Origin of the sequence: Nocardioides exalbidus (assembly GCF_900105585.1) — a bacterium.
Classification (GTDB): domain Bacteria; phylum Actinomycetota; class Actinomycetes; order Propionibacteriales; family Nocardioidaceae; genus Nocardioides; species Nocardioides exalbidus.
Genome location: NZ_FNRT01000002.1, coordinates 1,923,262 through 1,938,639 on the forward strand (window position 1 = coordinate 1,923,262; position 15,378 = coordinate 1,938,639).

Annotated in this window: 18 protein-coding genes; 10 read left to right on the forward strand and 8 right to left on the reverse strand. The window is 71.6% G+C overall.

Annotation, left to right across the window (positions count from 1 at the left end; translation table 11 throughout):
* Positions 1-6: 6 nt before the first annotated feature.
* The 5 genes from BLV76_RS09505 to BLV76_RS09525 all read right to left on the reverse strand — a co-directional run bounded on the left by BLV76_RS09505 (position 7) and on the right by BLV76_RS09525 (position 3,114).
* A complete protein-coding gene (locus BLV76_RS09505) occupies positions 7-609 on the reverse strand; it encodes an endonuclease (protein ID WP_090968911.1) in 603 nt (200 codons plus the stop codon).
* Between the two features lie 10 nt (positions 610-619).
* A complete protein-coding gene (locus tag BLV76_RS09510) occupies positions 620-1,447 on the reverse strand; it encodes a DUF1295 domain-containing protein (RefSeq protein WP_217630304.1) in 828 nt (275 codons plus the stop codon).
* Between the two features lie 11 nt (positions 1,448-1,458).
* Complete coding sequence (locus tag BLV76_RS09515; RefSeq protein WP_090968912.1) at positions 1,459-1,950, reverse strand: pyridoxamine 5'-phosphate oxidase family protein; 492 nt, start codon at positions 1,948-1,950, stop codon at positions 1,459-1,461.
* Positions 1,951-1,981: 31 nt separating this feature from the next.
* Positions 1,982-2,425, reverse strand: coding sequence for an SRPBCC family protein (locus tag BLV76_RS09520; RefSeq protein ID WP_090968913.1), 444 nt, complete (start codon positions 2,423-2,425; stop codon positions 1,982-1,984).
* Between the two features lie 71 nt (positions 2,426-2,496).
* Positions 2,497-3,114 (reverse strand): TetR family transcriptional regulator, encoded by a 618-nt coding sequence (locus BLV76_RS09525; RefSeq protein WP_175539625.1) that lies wholly within the window; start codon positions 3,112-3,114, stop codon positions 2,497-2,499.
* 95 nt (positions 3,115-3,209) lie between these two features.
* Here BLV76_RS09525 and BLV76_RS09530 point away from each other — a divergent pair, with 95 nt between their 5' ends.
* Positions 3,210-4,679 carry a DHA2 family efflux MFS transporter permease subunit gene (locus tag BLV76_RS09530; RefSeq protein WP_090968914.1) on the forward strand — a complete coding sequence of 490 codons (1,470 nt, stop codon included), beginning with the start codon at positions 3,210-3,212 and terminating at the stop codon, positions 4,677-4,679.
* 33 nt (positions 4,680-4,712) lie between these two features.
* On the opposite strand, the gene BLV76_RS09535 is transcribed toward BLV76_RS09530, so the two are convergent.
* Complete coding sequence (locus tag BLV76_RS09535) at positions 4,713-5,507, reverse strand: SDR family NAD(P)-dependent oxidoreductase (RefSeq protein ID WP_090972542.1); 795 nt, start codon at positions 5,505-5,507, stop codon at positions 4,713-4,715.
* Between the two features lie 120 nt (positions 5,508-5,627).
* On the opposite strand from BLV76_RS09535, the gene BLV76_RS09540 reads away from it, so the two are divergent.
* Positions 5,628-6,290, forward strand: a complete 663-nt coding sequence (locus tag BLV76_RS09540; RefSeq protein WP_217630305.1) for an HAD family hydrolase — start codon at positions 5,628-5,630, stop codon at positions 6,288-6,290.
* A gap of 3 nt (positions 6,291-6,293) precedes the next feature.
* On the opposite strand, the gene BLV76_RS09545 is transcribed toward BLV76_RS09540, so the two are convergent.
* A complete protein-coding gene (locus tag BLV76_RS09545; protein WP_090968915.1) occupies positions 6,294-6,791 on the reverse strand; it encodes a GNAT family N-acetyltransferase in 498 nt (165 codons plus the stop codon).
* A gap of 17 nt (positions 6,792-6,808) precedes the next feature.
* The gene (locus tag BLV76_RS22505; RefSeq protein ID WP_090968916.1) at positions 6,809-7,288 is read right to left on the reverse strand and encodes a DUF2231 domain-containing protein; all 480 of its coding nucleotides are present in this window, start codon (positions 7,286-7,288) and stop codon (positions 6,809-6,811) included.
* A 431-nt stretch (positions 7,289-7,719) separates the two neighbouring features.
* On the opposite strand from BLV76_RS22505, the gene BLV76_RS09555 reads away from it, so the two are divergent.
* The 8 genes from BLV76_RS09555 to BLV76_RS09590 all read left to right on the forward strand — a co-directional run bounded on the left by BLV76_RS09555 (position 7,720) and on the right by BLV76_RS09590 (position 15,369).
* Positions 7,720-9,750 carry an oxidoreductase gene (locus BLV76_RS09555; protein WP_217630306.1) on the forward strand — a complete coding sequence of 677 codons (2,031 nt, stop codon included), beginning with the start codon at positions 7,720-7,722 and terminating at the stop codon, positions 9,748-9,750.
* A 54-nt stretch (positions 9,751-9,804) separates the two neighbouring features.
* On the forward strand, positions 9,805-10,917 hold the full coding sequence (locus tag BLV76_RS09560) for a class I SAM-dependent methyltransferase (RefSeq protein WP_090968917.1): 1,113 nt from the start codon (positions 9,805-9,807) through the stop codon (positions 10,915-10,917).
* Positions 10,917-11,231: a hypothetical protein gene (locus tag BLV76_RS09565; protein WP_090968918.1), complete on the forward strand. Its 315-nt coding sequence runs from the start codon at positions 10,917-10,919 to the stop codon at positions 11,229-11,231. The genes BLV76_RS09560 and BLV76_RS09565 overlap by 1 nt, the downstream gene beginning before the upstream one ends.
* Positions 11,228-11,647: a nuclear transport factor 2 family protein gene (locus tag BLV76_RS09570; RefSeq protein ID WP_090968919.1), complete on the forward strand. Its 420-nt coding sequence runs from the start codon at positions 11,228-11,230 to the stop codon at positions 11,645-11,647. The genes BLV76_RS09565 and BLV76_RS09570 overlap by 4 nt, the downstream gene beginning before the upstream one ends.
* 92 nt (positions 11,648-11,739) lie before the next feature.
* Positions 11,740-12,849: an ABC transporter substrate-binding protein gene (locus BLV76_RS09575; RefSeq protein WP_090968920.1), complete on the forward strand. Its 1,110-nt coding sequence runs from the start codon at positions 11,740-11,742 to the stop codon at positions 12,847-12,849.
* A 65-nt stretch (positions 12,850-12,914) separates the two neighbouring features.
* A complete protein-coding gene (locus BLV76_RS09580; protein ID WP_090968921.1) occupies positions 12,915-13,733 on the forward strand; it encodes an ABC transporter ATP-binding protein in 819 nt (272 codons plus the stop codon).
* 17 nt (positions 13,734-13,750) lie between these two features.
* Positions 13,751-14,623, forward strand: coding sequence for an ABC transporter permease (locus tag BLV76_RS09585; protein ID WP_217630307.1), 873 nt, complete (start codon positions 13,751-13,753; stop codon positions 14,621-14,623).
* The gene (locus BLV76_RS09590; protein ID WP_090968923.1) at positions 14,620-15,369 is read left to right on the forward strand and encodes an SDR family NAD(P)-dependent oxidoreductase; all 750 of its coding nucleotides are present in this window, start codon (positions 14,620-14,622) and stop codon (positions 15,367-15,369) included. Before BLV76_RS09585 ends, BLV76_RS09590 begins: the two co-directional genes overlap by 4 nt.
* Positions 15,370-15,378: the final 9 nt, after the last annotated feature.

Below are 15,378 nucleotides of genomic sequence, written 5' to 3' on the forward strand. Positions count from 1 at the left end.
GCCGGGTCACCCGGCGCGGACGAGGGCGGCCGCCAGGTCGGCCACGCGCCCCCTCGGCGCCAGCGACGCCAGCCGCTCCGGGTCCGCGGGGAGTCCGAGCTCGCGCGCCGAGCCCAGTGCGCGGTCGTCGAAGTACGGCCCGACCTCGGGCCACACCACCTGCACCTCGCGGCAGAAGATCCCGGCACCCGTCGGTCCGATCCGTGGGAAGTCGGTGAGGGCCGCCACCAGGTCGTCGACGCTTCCGTCCCGGCCGGGGCGGATCCGGCGGAGGTCGCCGTGGTGCCGGGTGAGCAGGAAGTCGGCGTTCTTCTCCAGCTGCGTCGACGTGCTCTCGTCGTACCTGCGGTAGCCGCCACGTCCGAGCGCGTCCACGCGCTGCTGCCACGTGGCGGCCCGCATCCTCTCCGGCGTGCGCCACCCGGCGTGGAACAGCTCCGCCGCCGACGCGACGGCGATGTCGGCCGAGATCCGCGCCGAGCTGAGCAGCGTCAGCACCAGCAGCTGGTAGAGCGGGGCGGGCTTGTCGCGCAGCGTGATGCCGGCCTCGTCGGCGTACGTCCTGCCGTGCTCGGCGAGCAGGTCGCGGACGGTCTCGGCGGCGCCCACCCCCGGCTCCTCAGGACCGCGGCGGCCGGGGGAGGAAGAACGAGACCCGGCGCTGGTAGTCGCGGTAGCCCGGGCGGTCCTCCATCTTCTTCTCCGTGCGTCGCGCGCCGGTGGCGAAGACGAGGAGGTACGACATCGCGACCGGCGCCGGGAACGTCCAGCCGGCCGGTGCCGAGGCGGCGGACGCGAGCCAGGCCCCGTCCCAGACGACTGAGTCGCCGAAGTAGTTCGGGTGGCGTGACCAGCCCCAGAGGCCGGTGTCGAGGATCTGCAGCTCGTCAGGAGCCTCGCCGTCGTCGGACTGCTCCTTGGCCCGCTCCTTCTCGGCCATGAACCGCGACTTCTGCCGGTCGGCCAGGGCCTCGACGGTCGCGCCCGCGGCCATCAGCGCCACGCCGGCGGGGAAGAGCCAGCGGCGGCGGCCCTTCGGGAGTGAGCTCGCGGCCGCGACCTGCAGGGGAGCCGACACGAGGAGCTGCGCGAGCGCCTGGGTGACGAAGACCTTGCCGACGACCGCCGGCACTGAGTCGCCCTCGAGGAACTCGGTGTAGCGGTCGTCCTCCTCGTCGGAGCCGCGCAGCCGGCCGAGCATCTGGTGCTCGAGCCGCGCGGCCCACGCGCTCGTCGCGGCGGCCAGCGTCCACCGGCGGGTGGCGTCCCCGTTGCCGACGAGTGCGCTCGTGACGGCGACCGCAGCCAGGCCCGGTCCCCACACGCCGTCGGCATAGTCGCGCCGTCCCGCACGGAGGGCGAGCACGGCCGTTCCCGCCTGCAGGGCAGTGACCGCAACGGCGGCGGTGCCGACCACGCGGCGGAGGTTGCGGGCGTCGAGCGTCACGTCGTGCGGCCTCAGAGGTCGACGGTGCGGTTGTCGGCGGGGAACTCGTCCGGGTCGTCGTTGCGGATGGCCCGGACCATGCCCAGCGCCTGCCGGACCTTGCTGGTGGCCGCGTCCCAGTACTCCGCCGTGTCGCCGTTCACCTTCAGGAGCACCAGCCCGTCGGTCTCGAGGCCGTCGGGGAACCAGGTCTCCAGGGGCTTGGCCCACAGCTCCTCGGCCTTGGCGCGGTCGTGGACCAGCTCGGCCGTGCCGGCGATCGAGGTCCACTCGCTCTTCTTGTCGTTCGACAACGACACGTTGACGTGCGGGTTGGCGCTGATCTGGCGCGCCTTGTCGGAGTCCTCGTAGGTGAAGAACCAGAGGTCCCCGTCGAACTCGGCCTCCTGCACGGCCATCGGCCGGCTGACGTGGGTGCCCTCGGGCGTCATGGTCGTGAGCATCGCGGTCCGGGTGCGGCCGACGAGCTCGACCACCTTGGCGTTGTCGTCCTGCTGGGTCATGTCGTGCACTCCCTCTGCTGGATGTGTCGGCTCAGCCGGCGAGCCGGTTGAGCACGGTGGTCATGTCGTCCTCGGTGTCGCTGCCGATCTTCTCGAAGACGATCTTCATGATCGGGTCGGCGATCTTCGCAGCGCCCTTGAGCTCGATGACCGCCTCGTAGGTCACCCGGCTGCCGGGGCCGTCCGGGTTCGGGACGACCGTCATCGTGTCGGTCGAGGTCGCGGTGTCGTTGCGGCCGACGAGCACGATCGTGTCGTCGGTCAGCTGCTCGAGGGTGTACGTCAGCTCGGTGCTGACCCCGGCGATCTTGGAGACGTTGCGCCAGGTCGTGCCGACCTGGACGGGGCCCGGCTCGTTCTGCGTGCACGACTCCGTGCCCGGGTCCCACTCCTCGGCGTTGCCGAAGTCCTTGAGGTAGGAGATCACCGTTGCCGGCTCGGGCTGGACGTCGAAGGTGCGGCTCACTGTGGTCATGCTTCGACAGTAGGCACGCCGAGAGCTGCGGCAGACCGCCCCGAGGGAGGGGTCTGGTCTGGCCAGACGTCTCAGGCCAGGGCGTGCAGGTGGGCGCAGGCGGCGGCGTAGGTCTCCAGCAGCTCGACCGGACGACCGGCGTCGCGGGCATCGGCCCAGCGGTCGAGGGTGACGCGGACGACGAGCCCGGTGGCCTCGACGGCGATGCGGACGCCGAGGTCGTCGTCGAGGCCGAGGTTGCCGGTGAGCCGAGCGACCAGGTCGTCGGTGCGCTGGGCGTCGAGCGCGACCGCGGCCTGGCGGAGGGCGGGCTCGGCGAGCATGAGGCGGCGTACGCGCAGCAGCAGCCGGCCGGCCTCGCTCCGGCCGTCGTCGAAGGCGCCGAGGACCTCGCGCCAGACGTCCTCGAGCTGGTCGACGAGCGGCCGACCCGGCGCGATGGCGTCCAGCATCTGCTCGACGCGCTCGTCGAGGTCGATGTGCCCGACGAGCGCCGCGGCCTCCTTGGTCGCGAAGTAGCGGAAGAAGGTGCGCGCCGAGACACCCGCGGCCTCGGCGATCTGGTCGACCGTGGTGTGGTCGATGCCCTGCTGCTCGAAGAGGTCGAGCGCGATCGTCGAGATGTCGTGCTCGGTCTGGCGCCGACGTCGCTCCCGCAGTGCCGGCTCGGGGGACGCGGGTTCGCTCACGTCGTCATCATAGGGAATTCTGCCGTTCACCGCCGTGTTGGCAGTGACTGACACAATTCGCGTGACGACCGACGAGCCCGAGGACAGATCCAGCAGTGACCACGACAGCCCCCGCCACATCCGGCACGTCCACCACCCCCGACGCGAAGGCCTCGCCCACCGGTGGCCACGGCCGGCTCATCGCCCTGCTCGTGGCGTCCGCCTTCGTGGTGATCCTCAACGAGACCATCATGAGCGTCGCGCTGCCCGACCTGATGCGCGAGTTCGACGTGCAGGCCACGACCGCGCAGTGGCTGACCACCGCGTTCCTGCTCACGATGGCCGCCGTCATCCCGGTCACCGGCTGGCTGCTGACCCGCTTCCCGCTGCGCACGGTCTTCGTGGCGGCGATGTCGTCGTTCAGCATCGGTACGCTCGTCGCCGCGCTCGCGCCCGTCTTCCCGATGCTGGTGGCGGGCCGGGTCGTCCAGGCGATCGGCACCGCGCTGATGATGCCGCTGCTGATCACGACGATCCTCAACGTCGTCGACGAGGACCGCCGCGGCCAGATGATGGGCACCATCTCGATCGTCATCTCCGTTGCCCCGGCGATCGGCCCGACGGTGTCCGGCCTCGTGCTCGACCAGCTCTCGTGGCGCTGGATGTTCTGGATCGTGCTGCCGATCGCGCTGCTCTCGCTCGCGCTCGGCGCGGCGTGGGTGCGCAACGTGACCGAGCCCCGCGACGTCCCGGTCGACGTGGTCTCCGTCGTCCTCTCCGCCCTCGCCTTCGGCGGCCTGATCTACGGCCTCAGCAGCATCGGCGAGAGCGCGTCCGGGCACACGCCCGTGCCGGTCTGGGTGCCGCTCGTGGTCGGGGCGCTCGCCCTCGCCACCTTCGTCGCGCGCCAGCTCCAGCTCCGCGACAAGGCGCTGCTCGACCTCCGCGCCTTCGCGGTCCGCACCTTCGCCATCGCGGTCGCGCTGGTCGCGGTCAGCATGATGGCGCTCTTCGGGTCGCTCATCCTGCTGCCGATCTACCTCCAGAACGTGCTCGGCCTCTCCGTCCTCAACACCGGCCTCCTGCTCCTGCCCGGCGGCCTCACCATGGGCCTGCTCGCCCCGATCGTCGGCCGGCTCTTCGACCGCATCGGTCCGCGCCCGCTGGTCGCCCCGGGAGCAGCGGTCGTCAGCGTCGCGCTGTGGGGGATGACGACGTACGACACCACGACCGCGCAGTCCACCGTCGTCGGGCTCCACGTGCTGATGAGCATCGGCCTGGCCTTCATGTTCACGCCGCTGATGACGTCGGCGCTCGGCTCGCTGCCGCCCCACCTCTACTCGCACGGCAGCGCGATCGTGTCCACGCTCCAGCAGGTCGCGGGCGCCGCCGGCACCGCGCTCTTCGTCACCGTGATGACGCGGGTGACCGTCGCGCGAAGCGCCGAGGGGGTGGCGCTCGTCGACGCGACGGCCGAGGGCATCCACGCGGCGCTGATGTATGGCGGTGCGATCTCCGCGGTCGCCGTCCTCGTCGCGCTGCTCGTACGCCGCCCCCGGCTCGCGGACCTGCCGCCCGCGCACTGAGCCGGGTCAGGGCAGGCCGGGTCAGGGCAGGGGTCAGGGCAGGATCGCGTCGACGTAACCTCCGTCGACGCGGACCGCGCCTCCCGTCGTGGCGGACGCCAGCGGCGAGCTGAGGTAGGTCACCATCGCGGCGATCTCGGACGGCTCGATCAACCGCTGGATCAGCGACTGGGGCCGGTGCTTCCTCATGAACTCCCGCTGCGCCTCGTCCCACGGCAGGTCGTCGCCGACCAGGCTGCGCACGAAGCCCTCCACACCACCGGTGTGCGTCGGGCCGGCGATCACCGAGTTCACCGTGACGCCGGTGCCGGCGGCCTCCTTGGCGAAGCCGCGCGAGACCGCGAGCAGCGCGGTCTTCGACATGCCGTAGTGGATCATCTCGACCGGCGTCACGACGGCGGAGTCGCTCGCGATGTAGAGCACGCGGCCCCAGCCGCGGCCGGTCATCCGCGGCAGGTGGTGGCGGGTGAGCCGGACGCCGGCGAGCACGTTGACCTCGAAGAAGCGCCGCCACTCCTCGTCGGTGATCTCCAGCGCCGGGCGGCTCTCGAAGATGCCGAGGTTGTTGACCAGCACGTCGACGTCGGGCATCGCGGCGGTCGCTGCCGCGAAGCCCTCGTCGGTGGAGACGTCGGCGACGACGGGTACGACGTCCGCGTCCGGCTGCTTCTCGCGCAGCCCGTCGACCGCCCGGGCGACGGACTCCTCGGACCGGCCGTTGACGCCGACGCGGGCGCCGGCCTCGAGGAGGCCCTTGGCGATTGCGAGGCCGATGCCCTGGGTGGAGCCGGTGACGAGTGCGCTCTTGCCGGTGAGGTCGATGTGCATGCCGTCGACGGTAGCGAAGAGCACGTGTGGCGGTTGTGGCCCTCCGGCGGGCGGTCCGGGGGCGACAACGCGGACACGTGTGGCGGTTGTGGCCCTCGCTCCGCTGGCAGACTGCGGCGCGTGACCGAGACCTCTTCCGACGGCCTGGCCGGAGTCCTGTGGGACGTGGACGGCACCCTGATCGACTCCGAGACCATCTGGATCGCCGAGCAGTTCGTGATGGTCGAGGCCCACGGCGGCACGTGGTCGCACGAGCAGGGCCTCGCGCTCGTCGGCTCCGACATGATGACGACCGCCGTCGCGATGCAGTCCGCGGGCGTCGACCTCGAGGCCGTCGCGCTGGTCGCCGACCTCGAGCGGCGCGTCATCGAGTCGTTGCGCACGACGGTCCCGTGGCGGCCGGGCGTGCTGACCCTGCTCGCCGCGCTGGGGGAGGCCGGTGTGCCCTGCGCGATCGCCACCACGTCCTCCCACGAGATGGCCGAGCTGGTTGCCGCGGCGGCGCCGCCCGGGACCTTCGGCGCCCTCGTCGGGGGTGAGGACGTCACGCGGACCAAGCCCTCGCCGGAGCCCTACCTCCGCGCGGCCGAGCTGCTCGGAGTACCCGTCTCGCAGTGCGTCGCCATCGAGGACTCGCCCAACGGCCTCGCCTCCGCGATCGCCTCCGGTGCCGCCAGCCTGGCGATCCCGAACGATGCCGTGCTCCCCGAGGCCGGTGACTTCACGACCTGGCCGACCCTCGAGGGCCGGACCGTCGACGACCTCCGCGCGCTGCTGGCCTGAGGATCACGGGAGGAGCTCGAAGGACCGCTGCCCGGCGGGAGCCTCGGGCAGCTCGGCGAAGCCGAGCGCCAGGAGCAGCCGCGCGGAAGCGACGTTGGCCTCGTCGCACGACGCGGTGATCCGGGTCAGGCCCCAGTGGGAGCGGAGTGCCTCGACCAGCGCACGAGCCGCCTCGCTCGCGAGGCCCTGGCCGTGGAAGTCCGGTGAGAACTGGAACCCGAGGTCGCCCTCGGTCGGTGACGCCGCCGGCAGGTAGACCCCGATGTTGCCGATGACCCGGCCCAGCCCACGGTGCTCGACGGCCCAGTCGTGCCACGCGTCGCGCTGGTCGTCGTCGAGCCCGCCCTGCGCCGCCAGGTAGGCCGCGGCCGCCTCGTCGGTGTGCGGCTGTCCGTGGAGGTGGCGACGTACTGCCGGGTGCGACTGGTAGGCGAGGAAGTCGTCCAGGTCGGTCGTCGCGAAGGGGCGTACGACGAGCCGGTCGGTCGTGAGCGGCAGCACGACCGGACCCTAGCCCGTCACTTCCCGGCGCCCACCTGGTCGCCCCAGACGGCGTGGGCGCCGGAGTCGCCGACCCGGTAGACCTGCACGGACGCGGCGAGCGCGGCGACGAGCGCGAGCACGCTGACCGCGCGGACGACCCCGACCGGGCTCCGGCCGCCGGTCGCCCCGGGGCTGGTGGACGCACGGCGGTCGAGCCACACCATGGCGGCCGACAGGACGAGGAGCGGGACGGCGAACCAGATCAGCTGGTCGCCGAGCTGTGCGTGGACGCCCGGGTCGCCGACACGCGTCTCCAACGCCTCGCCGCTCGACGTCGCCACCGGGATGAGCGCCGTGGAGAGCGCAGCGCACGCGACCACGAGCAGGCCGTAGCGCTCGCGCCAGGCCGGCCGGACGGCGAGCGCGATGGTGCCGAGGCAGGCGAGGGGGAGGAGCACGACGACGGCGTGCACGACCAGCGGGTGGACGGGGAGGCCGTTGATGAGATCGAACATGCCTCGGACGCTAGGACCGCGAACCTGCCGACAACCTGACTGCGGAAGTGGCTGCTCGTGCAAGAACCCTTGCACGGTAGGTGTGCACCCCCGGGGCCTGCGCGAAAGCTTTCGCTCAGCCGCGGTGCGTGCAACCGACGGGTGCAACGCTCCTTGCAGGTGGTGCAGCCCGTAGCTCCCGGACGTCCGCCGTTCGGCCCTGCCGAACGATGGTCCAGACGGTTGTTGCACAATCGAGGGGAGCTGTCGGGCACGTCTTCGCGACGCCTGATCCACGCTCAGGACAGGCGTGAAGCGCCCTGTTTCGGCCTCGTTTCATTCCCGTCAACTTTGCCGACACCCCTTGACCCGTGGTGGCGTCGTCCGCATTGTTGTTCGTGTCACAGAACCGCTGTTCGGCTCATCCGAACACATCGACGCGAGGATCGATCGTGGACGCACTGCTCTCACCCGTGGCCGTCGGGCCGCTGGAGCTGCGCAACCGCGTCGTCGTGCCGGGACACACCACCAACTTCGGCGTGCAGAACCGCCCGACCGCACGCCACGCGGCCTACCACGCCGAGCGCGCCCGCGGCGGCGCCGGCCTGATCATCACCGAGGCGATCCGCGTCCACCCGACCTCCGCGGGCCGCACCCTGAGCCTCGGGTGCTTCGAGGACGCCGCCGTGCCGTCGTACGCCGCCATGGTCGACGCCGTGCACGAGCACGGTGCCGCCTTCTTCGCGCAGATCATGCACGCGGGCCGCCAGGCCAACGGCGAGGCCACCCGCACGGCCGCCTGGTCCGCCTCGCCGATCGCCTGGTCGACCGGTGCCGCGACCCCGCACGCCATGGGCAACGCCGACCTGGCGACCGTCGTCGACAGCTTCGGGGCCGCCGCCCGCCGGATGCGCGAGGCCGGCTTCGACGGCCTCGAGGTGCACGCCGGCCACGGCCACCTGCTCCAGCAGTTCCTCTCCCCGGCGACCAACCAGCGCACCGACGGCTGGGGCGGCGACCTCGACGGCCGGATGCGGCTCACGCGCGAGGTGCTCGCTGCGGCGACCGCCGCGGGCCTGCCGATCGGCCTCCGCGTATCGGCCGACGAGTTCCTCGACGGCGGCCTCGGCCCCGACGACGTGATCGAGATCGTCGAGCGCCTTCGTGCCGACGTCGACCTGGCCTACGTCCACGTCAGCCACTCGGCCTACCAGGCCACCTGGTCGCTCTCCACCCAGATGGCCGACATGAGCTTCGGCCACGCGCCCTTCCGCCACCACGCGGCGCTCTTCAAGAAGGCGCTGCCCGAGCTCCCCGTCATCGCGGTCTGCCGCCTCGACAGCCTCGCCGAGGCCGCCGAGCTCGTCGACGCCGGCGAGGCCGACCTGGTCGCGCTGGCGCGCCCGCACATCGCCGACCCGCACCTCGTCAACAAGCACCGCGACGGCGTCGCCGCCCGCAGCTGCCTGGCCTGCAACCAGGGCTGCATCTCCCGCGTCGAGAAGAGCCTGCCCATCACCTGCCTGGTCAACCCGGAGGTCGGCGCCGAGCAGCAGTGGAACAAGGCCTGGCTCGACCTCGGTGACCCACGACGTCGACGCGTCCTCGTCGTCGGCGGGGGACCGGCCGGCCTGGAGGCCGCCCTCTCCGCCCACCGCGCCGGCGACCGGGTGACCCTCGTCGAGCGCGACGCGCAGCTCGGCGGCCAGGTCCGGATCGCTGCGGCGATGCCGCACCGGGCCCGCCTCGGCCTGATGGTCACCGACGCCGTCCGCGCGATCGAGGACACCGACGTCGAGGTCCTCCTCGGCACCACGCTCACGGCCGAGGAGATCCTTGCCGGCGCGTGGGACGACGTCGTGGTCGCCACCGGCTCGCGCCCGCGCCGCCACGACTTCGGTGCCGGCGTCCCGGTGTGGACGTCCGTCGAGACGGCCGGGAAGGTCGCGGCGCTCGACGACCTCACCGGCACGACCGTCGCGGTCTGGGACGAGGAGGGCGACTGGGCGGCCGCCTCGCTGGTCGAGGGCCTCGTCGCCTGCGGCGCGCGCGTCCACCTGCTCTCCCCGACGCCGTCGCTCGCCGCCCGCGTGACGACCTACAGCAAGCTGGCGCTGGTGCCGCGGCTCCAGGCCGCCGGGGTGCGTGCGCACCTCATGGTCGGCGCGGCCGTCACCGGTCCCGGCGAGGTCACCCTGACCGACACCCTCTCCGGCGACACGAGCGTCATCACCGGCGTCTCCGCCCTCGTCGACGTCGGCCGGCCGACGGCCGAGGACGACCTCTACCGGGCCCTCGACGCAGCCCGCACCGATCTCGTCGGCGAGCGCCCCGACGGCGTGGACGTCCCCCGGGTCCACGTCGTCGGGGACGCGAACTCCCCGCGCACCGCGCTCGAGGCGGTCTTCGAGGGCCGGATCGCCGGCACCTTCCTCGGCGACACCGAGAGCGCCGCCGCGCGCGACGTCGCCTTCAGCTACTGACCTCCCCCCACGCACCCGCCCTCCCCGCTCGACACCCGTCCCGAAAGGCACCCGATGATCGACATCGAAGACCGGCTGACGCTCGACGAGCGTGCGTCCGTCGACTTCATCCTCGGCCTCCGCAAGCGCTGGAGCGACGCGGTCTACCCCGCCCTGGCGCAGGAGTTCGCGGCGACCGGTGTCGTCGCCGACAGCGTCGAGCAGGCCAACGAGACGATGCGCACCCTGCCGTCGTACCCGTGGTTCTCCCACCTCGAGCGCGTGCAGCAGAAGATGCTCTGGCGCACCGCCGGCGACGCGGTCCTGCGTCGTCGCGCCGACCTCGTCGAGGTCCTCGACTCGGCCCCGACCCACGGCCTGGGCAGCATCGAGCTGAACCCCGACCTGGACCTGCCGGGCTGGTACACCGACTACGACATCCACGTGCAGCCGGGCAGCTTCTTCTCCGACGACATGTCGGCCTACGTCTACGAGTTCGGCGCCCGCATCGTGATGCTGCGCGACAACGACGGCTACAAGTTCCACAGCCTCTTCGCCCAGACCGCGCTGCCCGACAAGCCCGAGGCGACCACGGTCGTCGACATCGGTTGCGGCTTCGGCAAGAGCACCCGCCCGCTCGTCGCGAAGTATCCCACCGCCCAGGTCGTCGGCATCGACCTCGCCTCGCCCGGCCTGCGGCTCGCCCACGCCGAGGCCGAGGCCCTCGGCCTCCCGATCGACTACGTCCAGGGCGACGGCCAGTCGACCGGTCTCGCCGACGAGAGCGTCGACGTGGTCACCGGGACGATGGTGCTCCACGAGATGCCGACCGAGGCGATCGTCGCCACGCTCACCGAGGCCGCGCGCCTGGTGAAGCCGGGCGGCGAGGTGCACTTCCTCGAGTTCATGCTCACCGGCGACCTGCTGCGCGACGCCTCGATCGTCGAGCACGCCGACCGCAACAACGAGCCGTTCTTCCGCGACCTCTTCGCCACCGACACCGTCGCCGCCCTCGAGGCCGCCGGCCTCACCGACGTCCGGTGGCGTCCCTTCGACGAGCGCAACCTCGGCGTCCGTCCGGAGGGCTGGGGAGAGCGCCCCGAGTGGCACTTCCCGTGGGCCGTGCTCTCCGCCACGAAGCCGGCCACGAAGCCGGCCACGAAGCCGGCTGGAGAGGCGGTCGCCTGATGAGCGAGGAGCTCCAGTACCTCGAGAGCCCGCAGACCGCGAAGCTGTTCGACCTCGTGCTCCAGCTGGCCACCGACCTCCACGTGACCAGCCACCGGCTGCGCGCGCTCGAGGCGCTGATGGTCCGCAAGGGCGTCCTCGCCGAGGGCGAGCTCGACCACTTCACGCCCACCGACGCCGAGACGGGCGTGCTCGACCTCGCGCGCACCGACTACATGGCGCGCCTGGTCCGGATCATCACCGAGAACGGGCCCGCCGAGCACCCGCTGCGCGAGCAGTGGAACGAGATGCTCGCCCGGAAGGCGGAGTCGTGACCAGCACCGGGACCGATCCCACCGTCGACCCCACGGTCGTCGTCGACACCTACCTCCAGCTCTGCGAGGACCGGGAGCTCGACGCGGCCTCCCGCTTCCTCGCCCCCGGCGTCCGCATGCAGTTCCCCACCGGTGTCGAGCACGCCGCCCTCGCGGACATGGTGGCGACCCCCAAGCCGTACGCCTGGGTGCGCAAGCACCGCGACCGCTTCCTCACCGGGGAGCAGGAGGGCGGCGACGTCCACGTCGTCTCCCTCGGTCGCCTCTACGGCGAGCGCCTCGACGGCACCCCCTTCGACGACGTCCGCTACGTCGACGTGTTCGTCCTCCGCGACGGGCTCATCACCGAGCAGATCGTCTGGAACGACCTGTGCGAGGCCGGCATCGGCCTCGAGCCGAGCAGCGCACGGGCGTAGCACCACCCCCTTCTCCACCCGGCTCGGAGTCTCGGACCACCAGCAGCACCCACCCCCGCACCGTCCGGCACGACCAACGAAATGAGAAAGCCATGACGCTCCGCCTCCGAGCCACCGCCGGTGTGCTCGCTGCCAGCCTCCTCCTGCTCAGCGCCTGCGGAGGGACCGACGACTCGTCCGCCTCCGACAGCGACTCCACCGACCTCACCTTCGTGATCGCCTCCGCGGTCATCGGCCCGAAGGAGGAGGTGGCGATGTACGCCGTCGCCCAGGAGATGGGCTACTTCGAGGACGAGGGCCTCAACGTCAAGACGGTCAACTCCGACGGCTCCGTGGCCGCGGTCCAGGCCGTCGGCACCGGCCAGGGCGACTTCACCGCCGCCGACACCGGCTCCATCCTCGCCGCGGTCGAGAAGAACGTCCCGGTCACCACCGTGGGCGGCCTCGTCCAGAACTGGCCGTGGGAGATCGCCACGATGCCGGGCAGCGACATCACGTCCCCCGCGGACCTCGACGGCAAGAAGATCGGCGTCATCTCGCTGGCCTCCGGGTCCGCGCCCTACGCCCGGGCGTTCGTGAAGGCCGGCGGCCTCGACCCCGAGAAGGACGTCGAGCTGCTCCCCGTCGGCGTCGGCGCCCAGGCCGCCAGCGCCCTCACCAGCGGCCAGGTCGACGCGCTCGCGCTCTACTCGCAGGCCTACTCGGTCATCGAGCTGTCCGGCACCGAGCTGGCCTACCTCGACAACCCGCCGATCTTCGACGGCATCCGCTCGCTGAGCTTCGCCGTGAACTCGAAGGCCCTCGCCGGGGACCAGGAGGCCTACGAGGGCCTGCTGCGCGCCGGCTACAAGGCGATGCTCTTCTCCGCCGAGAACCCCGAGGCGGCCATGAAGATCGGCTACAAGGTCTTCCCCGACATCCTGGCCGGCCAGAGCGAGGACGAGCGCCTCGCCGACGACGTCGCGAACCTCGAGGCGTGGCTCGCCACCGCCACCCCGACGAGCGGCTCCCCCTCGGAGTGGTCCGACTGGGGCGCCATCTCCGACGAGGACTGGACGAAGACGCAGGAGTACACCCTCGAGGCCGGCCAGATCACGGCCGAGGTCGACCTGGCGAAGGTGTGGGACGACGGCCTCCTCACCGCCGCGAACGACTTCGACGCCGCTGCGGTCATCAAGCAGGCCGACGAGTGGACGGAGTGAGCCGGCTCCACTGAGGAGACCGGGCTCACCACGACGCACACCGACGCTCACGGAAGAAGGACGACATGATCGACACCGCGCCCCAGACGACGCCCGAGGCGGTCGCCACCGGCGATTCCTCGTGGATCGCCGTCGACTCGCTCGAGAAGGTCTACCGCCCCCGGAGGTCCGCACCGACGCACGCGTTGTCGGACATCAACTTCACCGTCCGTCGTGGTGAGTTCGTCTCCGTCGTCGGGCCCTCGGGCTGCGGCAAGACCACCCTGCTGAAGATCCTGGCCGGCCTCATCCCCCGCACCGAGGGCCGGGTCGAGATCGCCGGCAGCGACGTGGTCAAGCCGCTGCCCGAGGTCGGGATGGTCTTCCAGGCCGCGACCCTGCTGCCCTGGCGGAGCATCCTGGACAACGTCCTGGTGCCCGCCGAGATCCAGAAGCTCGACAAGAAGAAGTCGCTGGCCCGTGCCAAGGAGCTGCTCGACCTGGTGGGGCTGGCGGACTTCTCCGACAAGTACCCCTTCGAGCTCAGCGGCGGCATGCAGCAGCGCGCCGGCATCGCCCGTGCGCTCGTGCACGACCCCGCCGTGCTCCTCATGGACGAGCCGTTCGGCGCGCTCGACGCGATGACACGTGAGTACATGAACGTCGAGCTGCTCCGCATCTGGAAGGACCTCGGCGCCACCATCGTGCTCGTCACGCACTCGATCCCCGAGGCGGTCTTCCTCTCCGACCGCGTCGTCGTGATGAGCCCGCGACCGGGCCGCATCGCCGAGATCATCGACATCGACATCGAGCGTCCCCGGGACCTCGGCGTGATGTCGAGCGACCAGGCCGGCGTCTACGTCGACCGCATCCGCAAGTACTTCAACGCCAGCGTCATCGATTGAGGCCCGAGATGAACACCGTGCAGCAGACCCCCGAGACCGACGCCGTGGACGCCCCCGGCACCGTCGGCACCGAGACCACCGACCCGGTCGCCCCGCAGGCCCGTCGCCGCTTCGACCTCCGCGAGCGTCCCGAGGTCGTCCTCGTCCCGCTCGTCTTCGTCGCCGTCCTGGCGATCTGGGAGGTCGGCGTCCGCGTGCTCGACGTGGAGGCCTTCGTCCTCCCGCCGCCGAGCGCGATCTGGGACAGCCTCCTGCTCCAGCTCGAGAGCGACCAGTTCTGGGGCCACGTCCGGGTCACCACCCAGGAGGCGGCCATCGGCTTCGCGATCGGCGTGGTCAGCGCGATCGTCCTCGGCACCGCGATCTCCCAGATCCGCATCGTCGAGAAGACGCTGATGCCCTACATCGTCGCCTTCCAGACGGTGCCGAAGGTCGCGCTCGCCCCGCTCTTCGTCGTCTGGTTCGGCTTCGGCCTCACCAGCAAGATCGTGATGGCCGCGGTCATCTCGTTCTTCCCGATGCTCATCAACGTCATCGAGGGGCTCCGCTCCGCCGACTCCGACCGGATCCAGATGCTCAAGGTCTTCGGCGCCGGGCGCCTCCAGGTCTTCCGCAAGGTGCAGCTGCCGAGCGCGATGCCCTTCATCTTCGCCGGCCTCGACATCGGCATCGTCTTCGCGATCCTCGGCGCGGTCGTCGGCGAGTTCATCGGCGCCCAGGAGGGCCTGGGCTACCTGCTCCTCCAGACCAACTACAACTTCGACATCGCCGGCATGTTCGCGATCCTCGTGGTGCTGTCGCTGATGGGGCTCATCGCCCACGCCGCCATCCGGCTCATCCAGAAGCGCGTCACCTTCTGGGCCGACCAGAGCCGGGTCATCGGAGCATGAGCGATCCCTTCGACTTCAGCGGCCGGGTGGCCCTCGTGACCGGGGCCGCACGCGGCATCGGCGCGGCCGTCGCCCAGCGGCTCATCGACCGCGGCGCCACCGTCGCCCTGGCCGACGTCACTCCCGCGGACGAGTGGGAGCACGAGCTCGGCCTCAGCGGGCCGCACTCGCGGCACCGGGTCGACGTACGCGACACCGCCTCGTGCGAGGCGATGGTGGCCGAGGTCGTGGCCGCCCACGGACGCATCGACCACCTCGTCAACAACGCCGGCATCGTGCGACGCGGGTCGGCCGCCGAGATGAGCGAGGAGGACTTCCAGCTGGTCCTCGACGTCAACCTCACCGGCACCTTCCGGGTCAGCGTCGCCGCCCGCGAGGCGCTCGTCGCCACGCAGGGCAGCGTCGTCAACCTGGGCTCGACCAACGGCCACGTCGCCGTGAGGAACAGCGTCGGCTACTGCGTCAGCAAGGCCGGGGTCATGCACCTCGCCCGCGTCCTGGCCCTCGAGTGGGCCGAGGACGGCATCCGCGTCAACGCCGTCGGCCCGACCATCGTGCCGACCGCGATGACCACCGACGTCCGGGCCGACGAGGCCTACATGGACGACAAGATGGCCAGCATCCCTGCCGGCCGGATGGCGACCGCCGACGACGTCGCCCACACCGTGACCTACCTCCTCAGCCCTGCCGCAGCGATGGTGACCGGCCAGACGGTCTTCGTCGACGGAGGGGTGACGATCCAGTGACAGGAGCAC

What these genes read in the sequence shown, in the direction of transcription:
- BLV76_RS09580 (WP_090968921.1), top strand. Translation starts at nt 12,915, where the DNA reads ATGATCGACACCGCGCCCCAGACGACGCCCGAGGCGGTCGCCACCGGC.
- BLV76_RS22505 (WP_090968916.1), bottom strand. Translation starts at nt 7,288, where the DNA reads ATGTTCGATCTCATCAACGGCCTCCCCGTCCACCCGCTGGTCGTGCAC.
- BLV76_RS09560 (WP_090968917.1), top strand. Translation starts at nt 9,805, where the DNA reads ATGATCGACATCGAAGACCGGCTGACGCTCGACGAGCGTGCGTCCGTC.
- BLV76_RS09590 (WP_090968923.1), top strand. Translation starts at nt 14,620, where the DNA reads ATGAGCGATCCCTTCGACTTCAGCGGCCGGGTGGCCCTCGTGACCGGG.
- BLV76_RS09520 (WP_090968913.1), bottom strand. Translation starts at nt 2,425, where the DNA reads ATGACCACAGTGAGCCGCACCTTCGACGTCCAGCCCGAGCCGGCAACG.
- BLV76_RS09535 (WP_090972542.1), bottom strand. Translation starts at nt 5,507, where the DNA reads ATGCACATCGACCTCACCGGCAAGAGCGCACTCGTCACCGGCTCCACC.
- BLV76_RS09575 (WP_090968920.1), top strand. Translation starts at nt 11,740, where the DNA reads ATGACGCTCCGCCTCCGAGCCACCGCCGGTGTGCTCGCTGCCAGCCTC.
- BLV76_RS09515 (WP_090968912.1), bottom strand. Translation starts at nt 1,950, where the DNA reads ATGACCCAGCAGGACGACAACGCCAAGGTGGTCGAGCTCGTCGGCCGC.
- BLV76_RS09565 (WP_090968918.1), top strand. Translation starts at nt 10,917, where the DNA reads ATGAGCGAGGAGCTCCAGTACCTCGAGAGCCCGCAGACCGCGAAGCTG.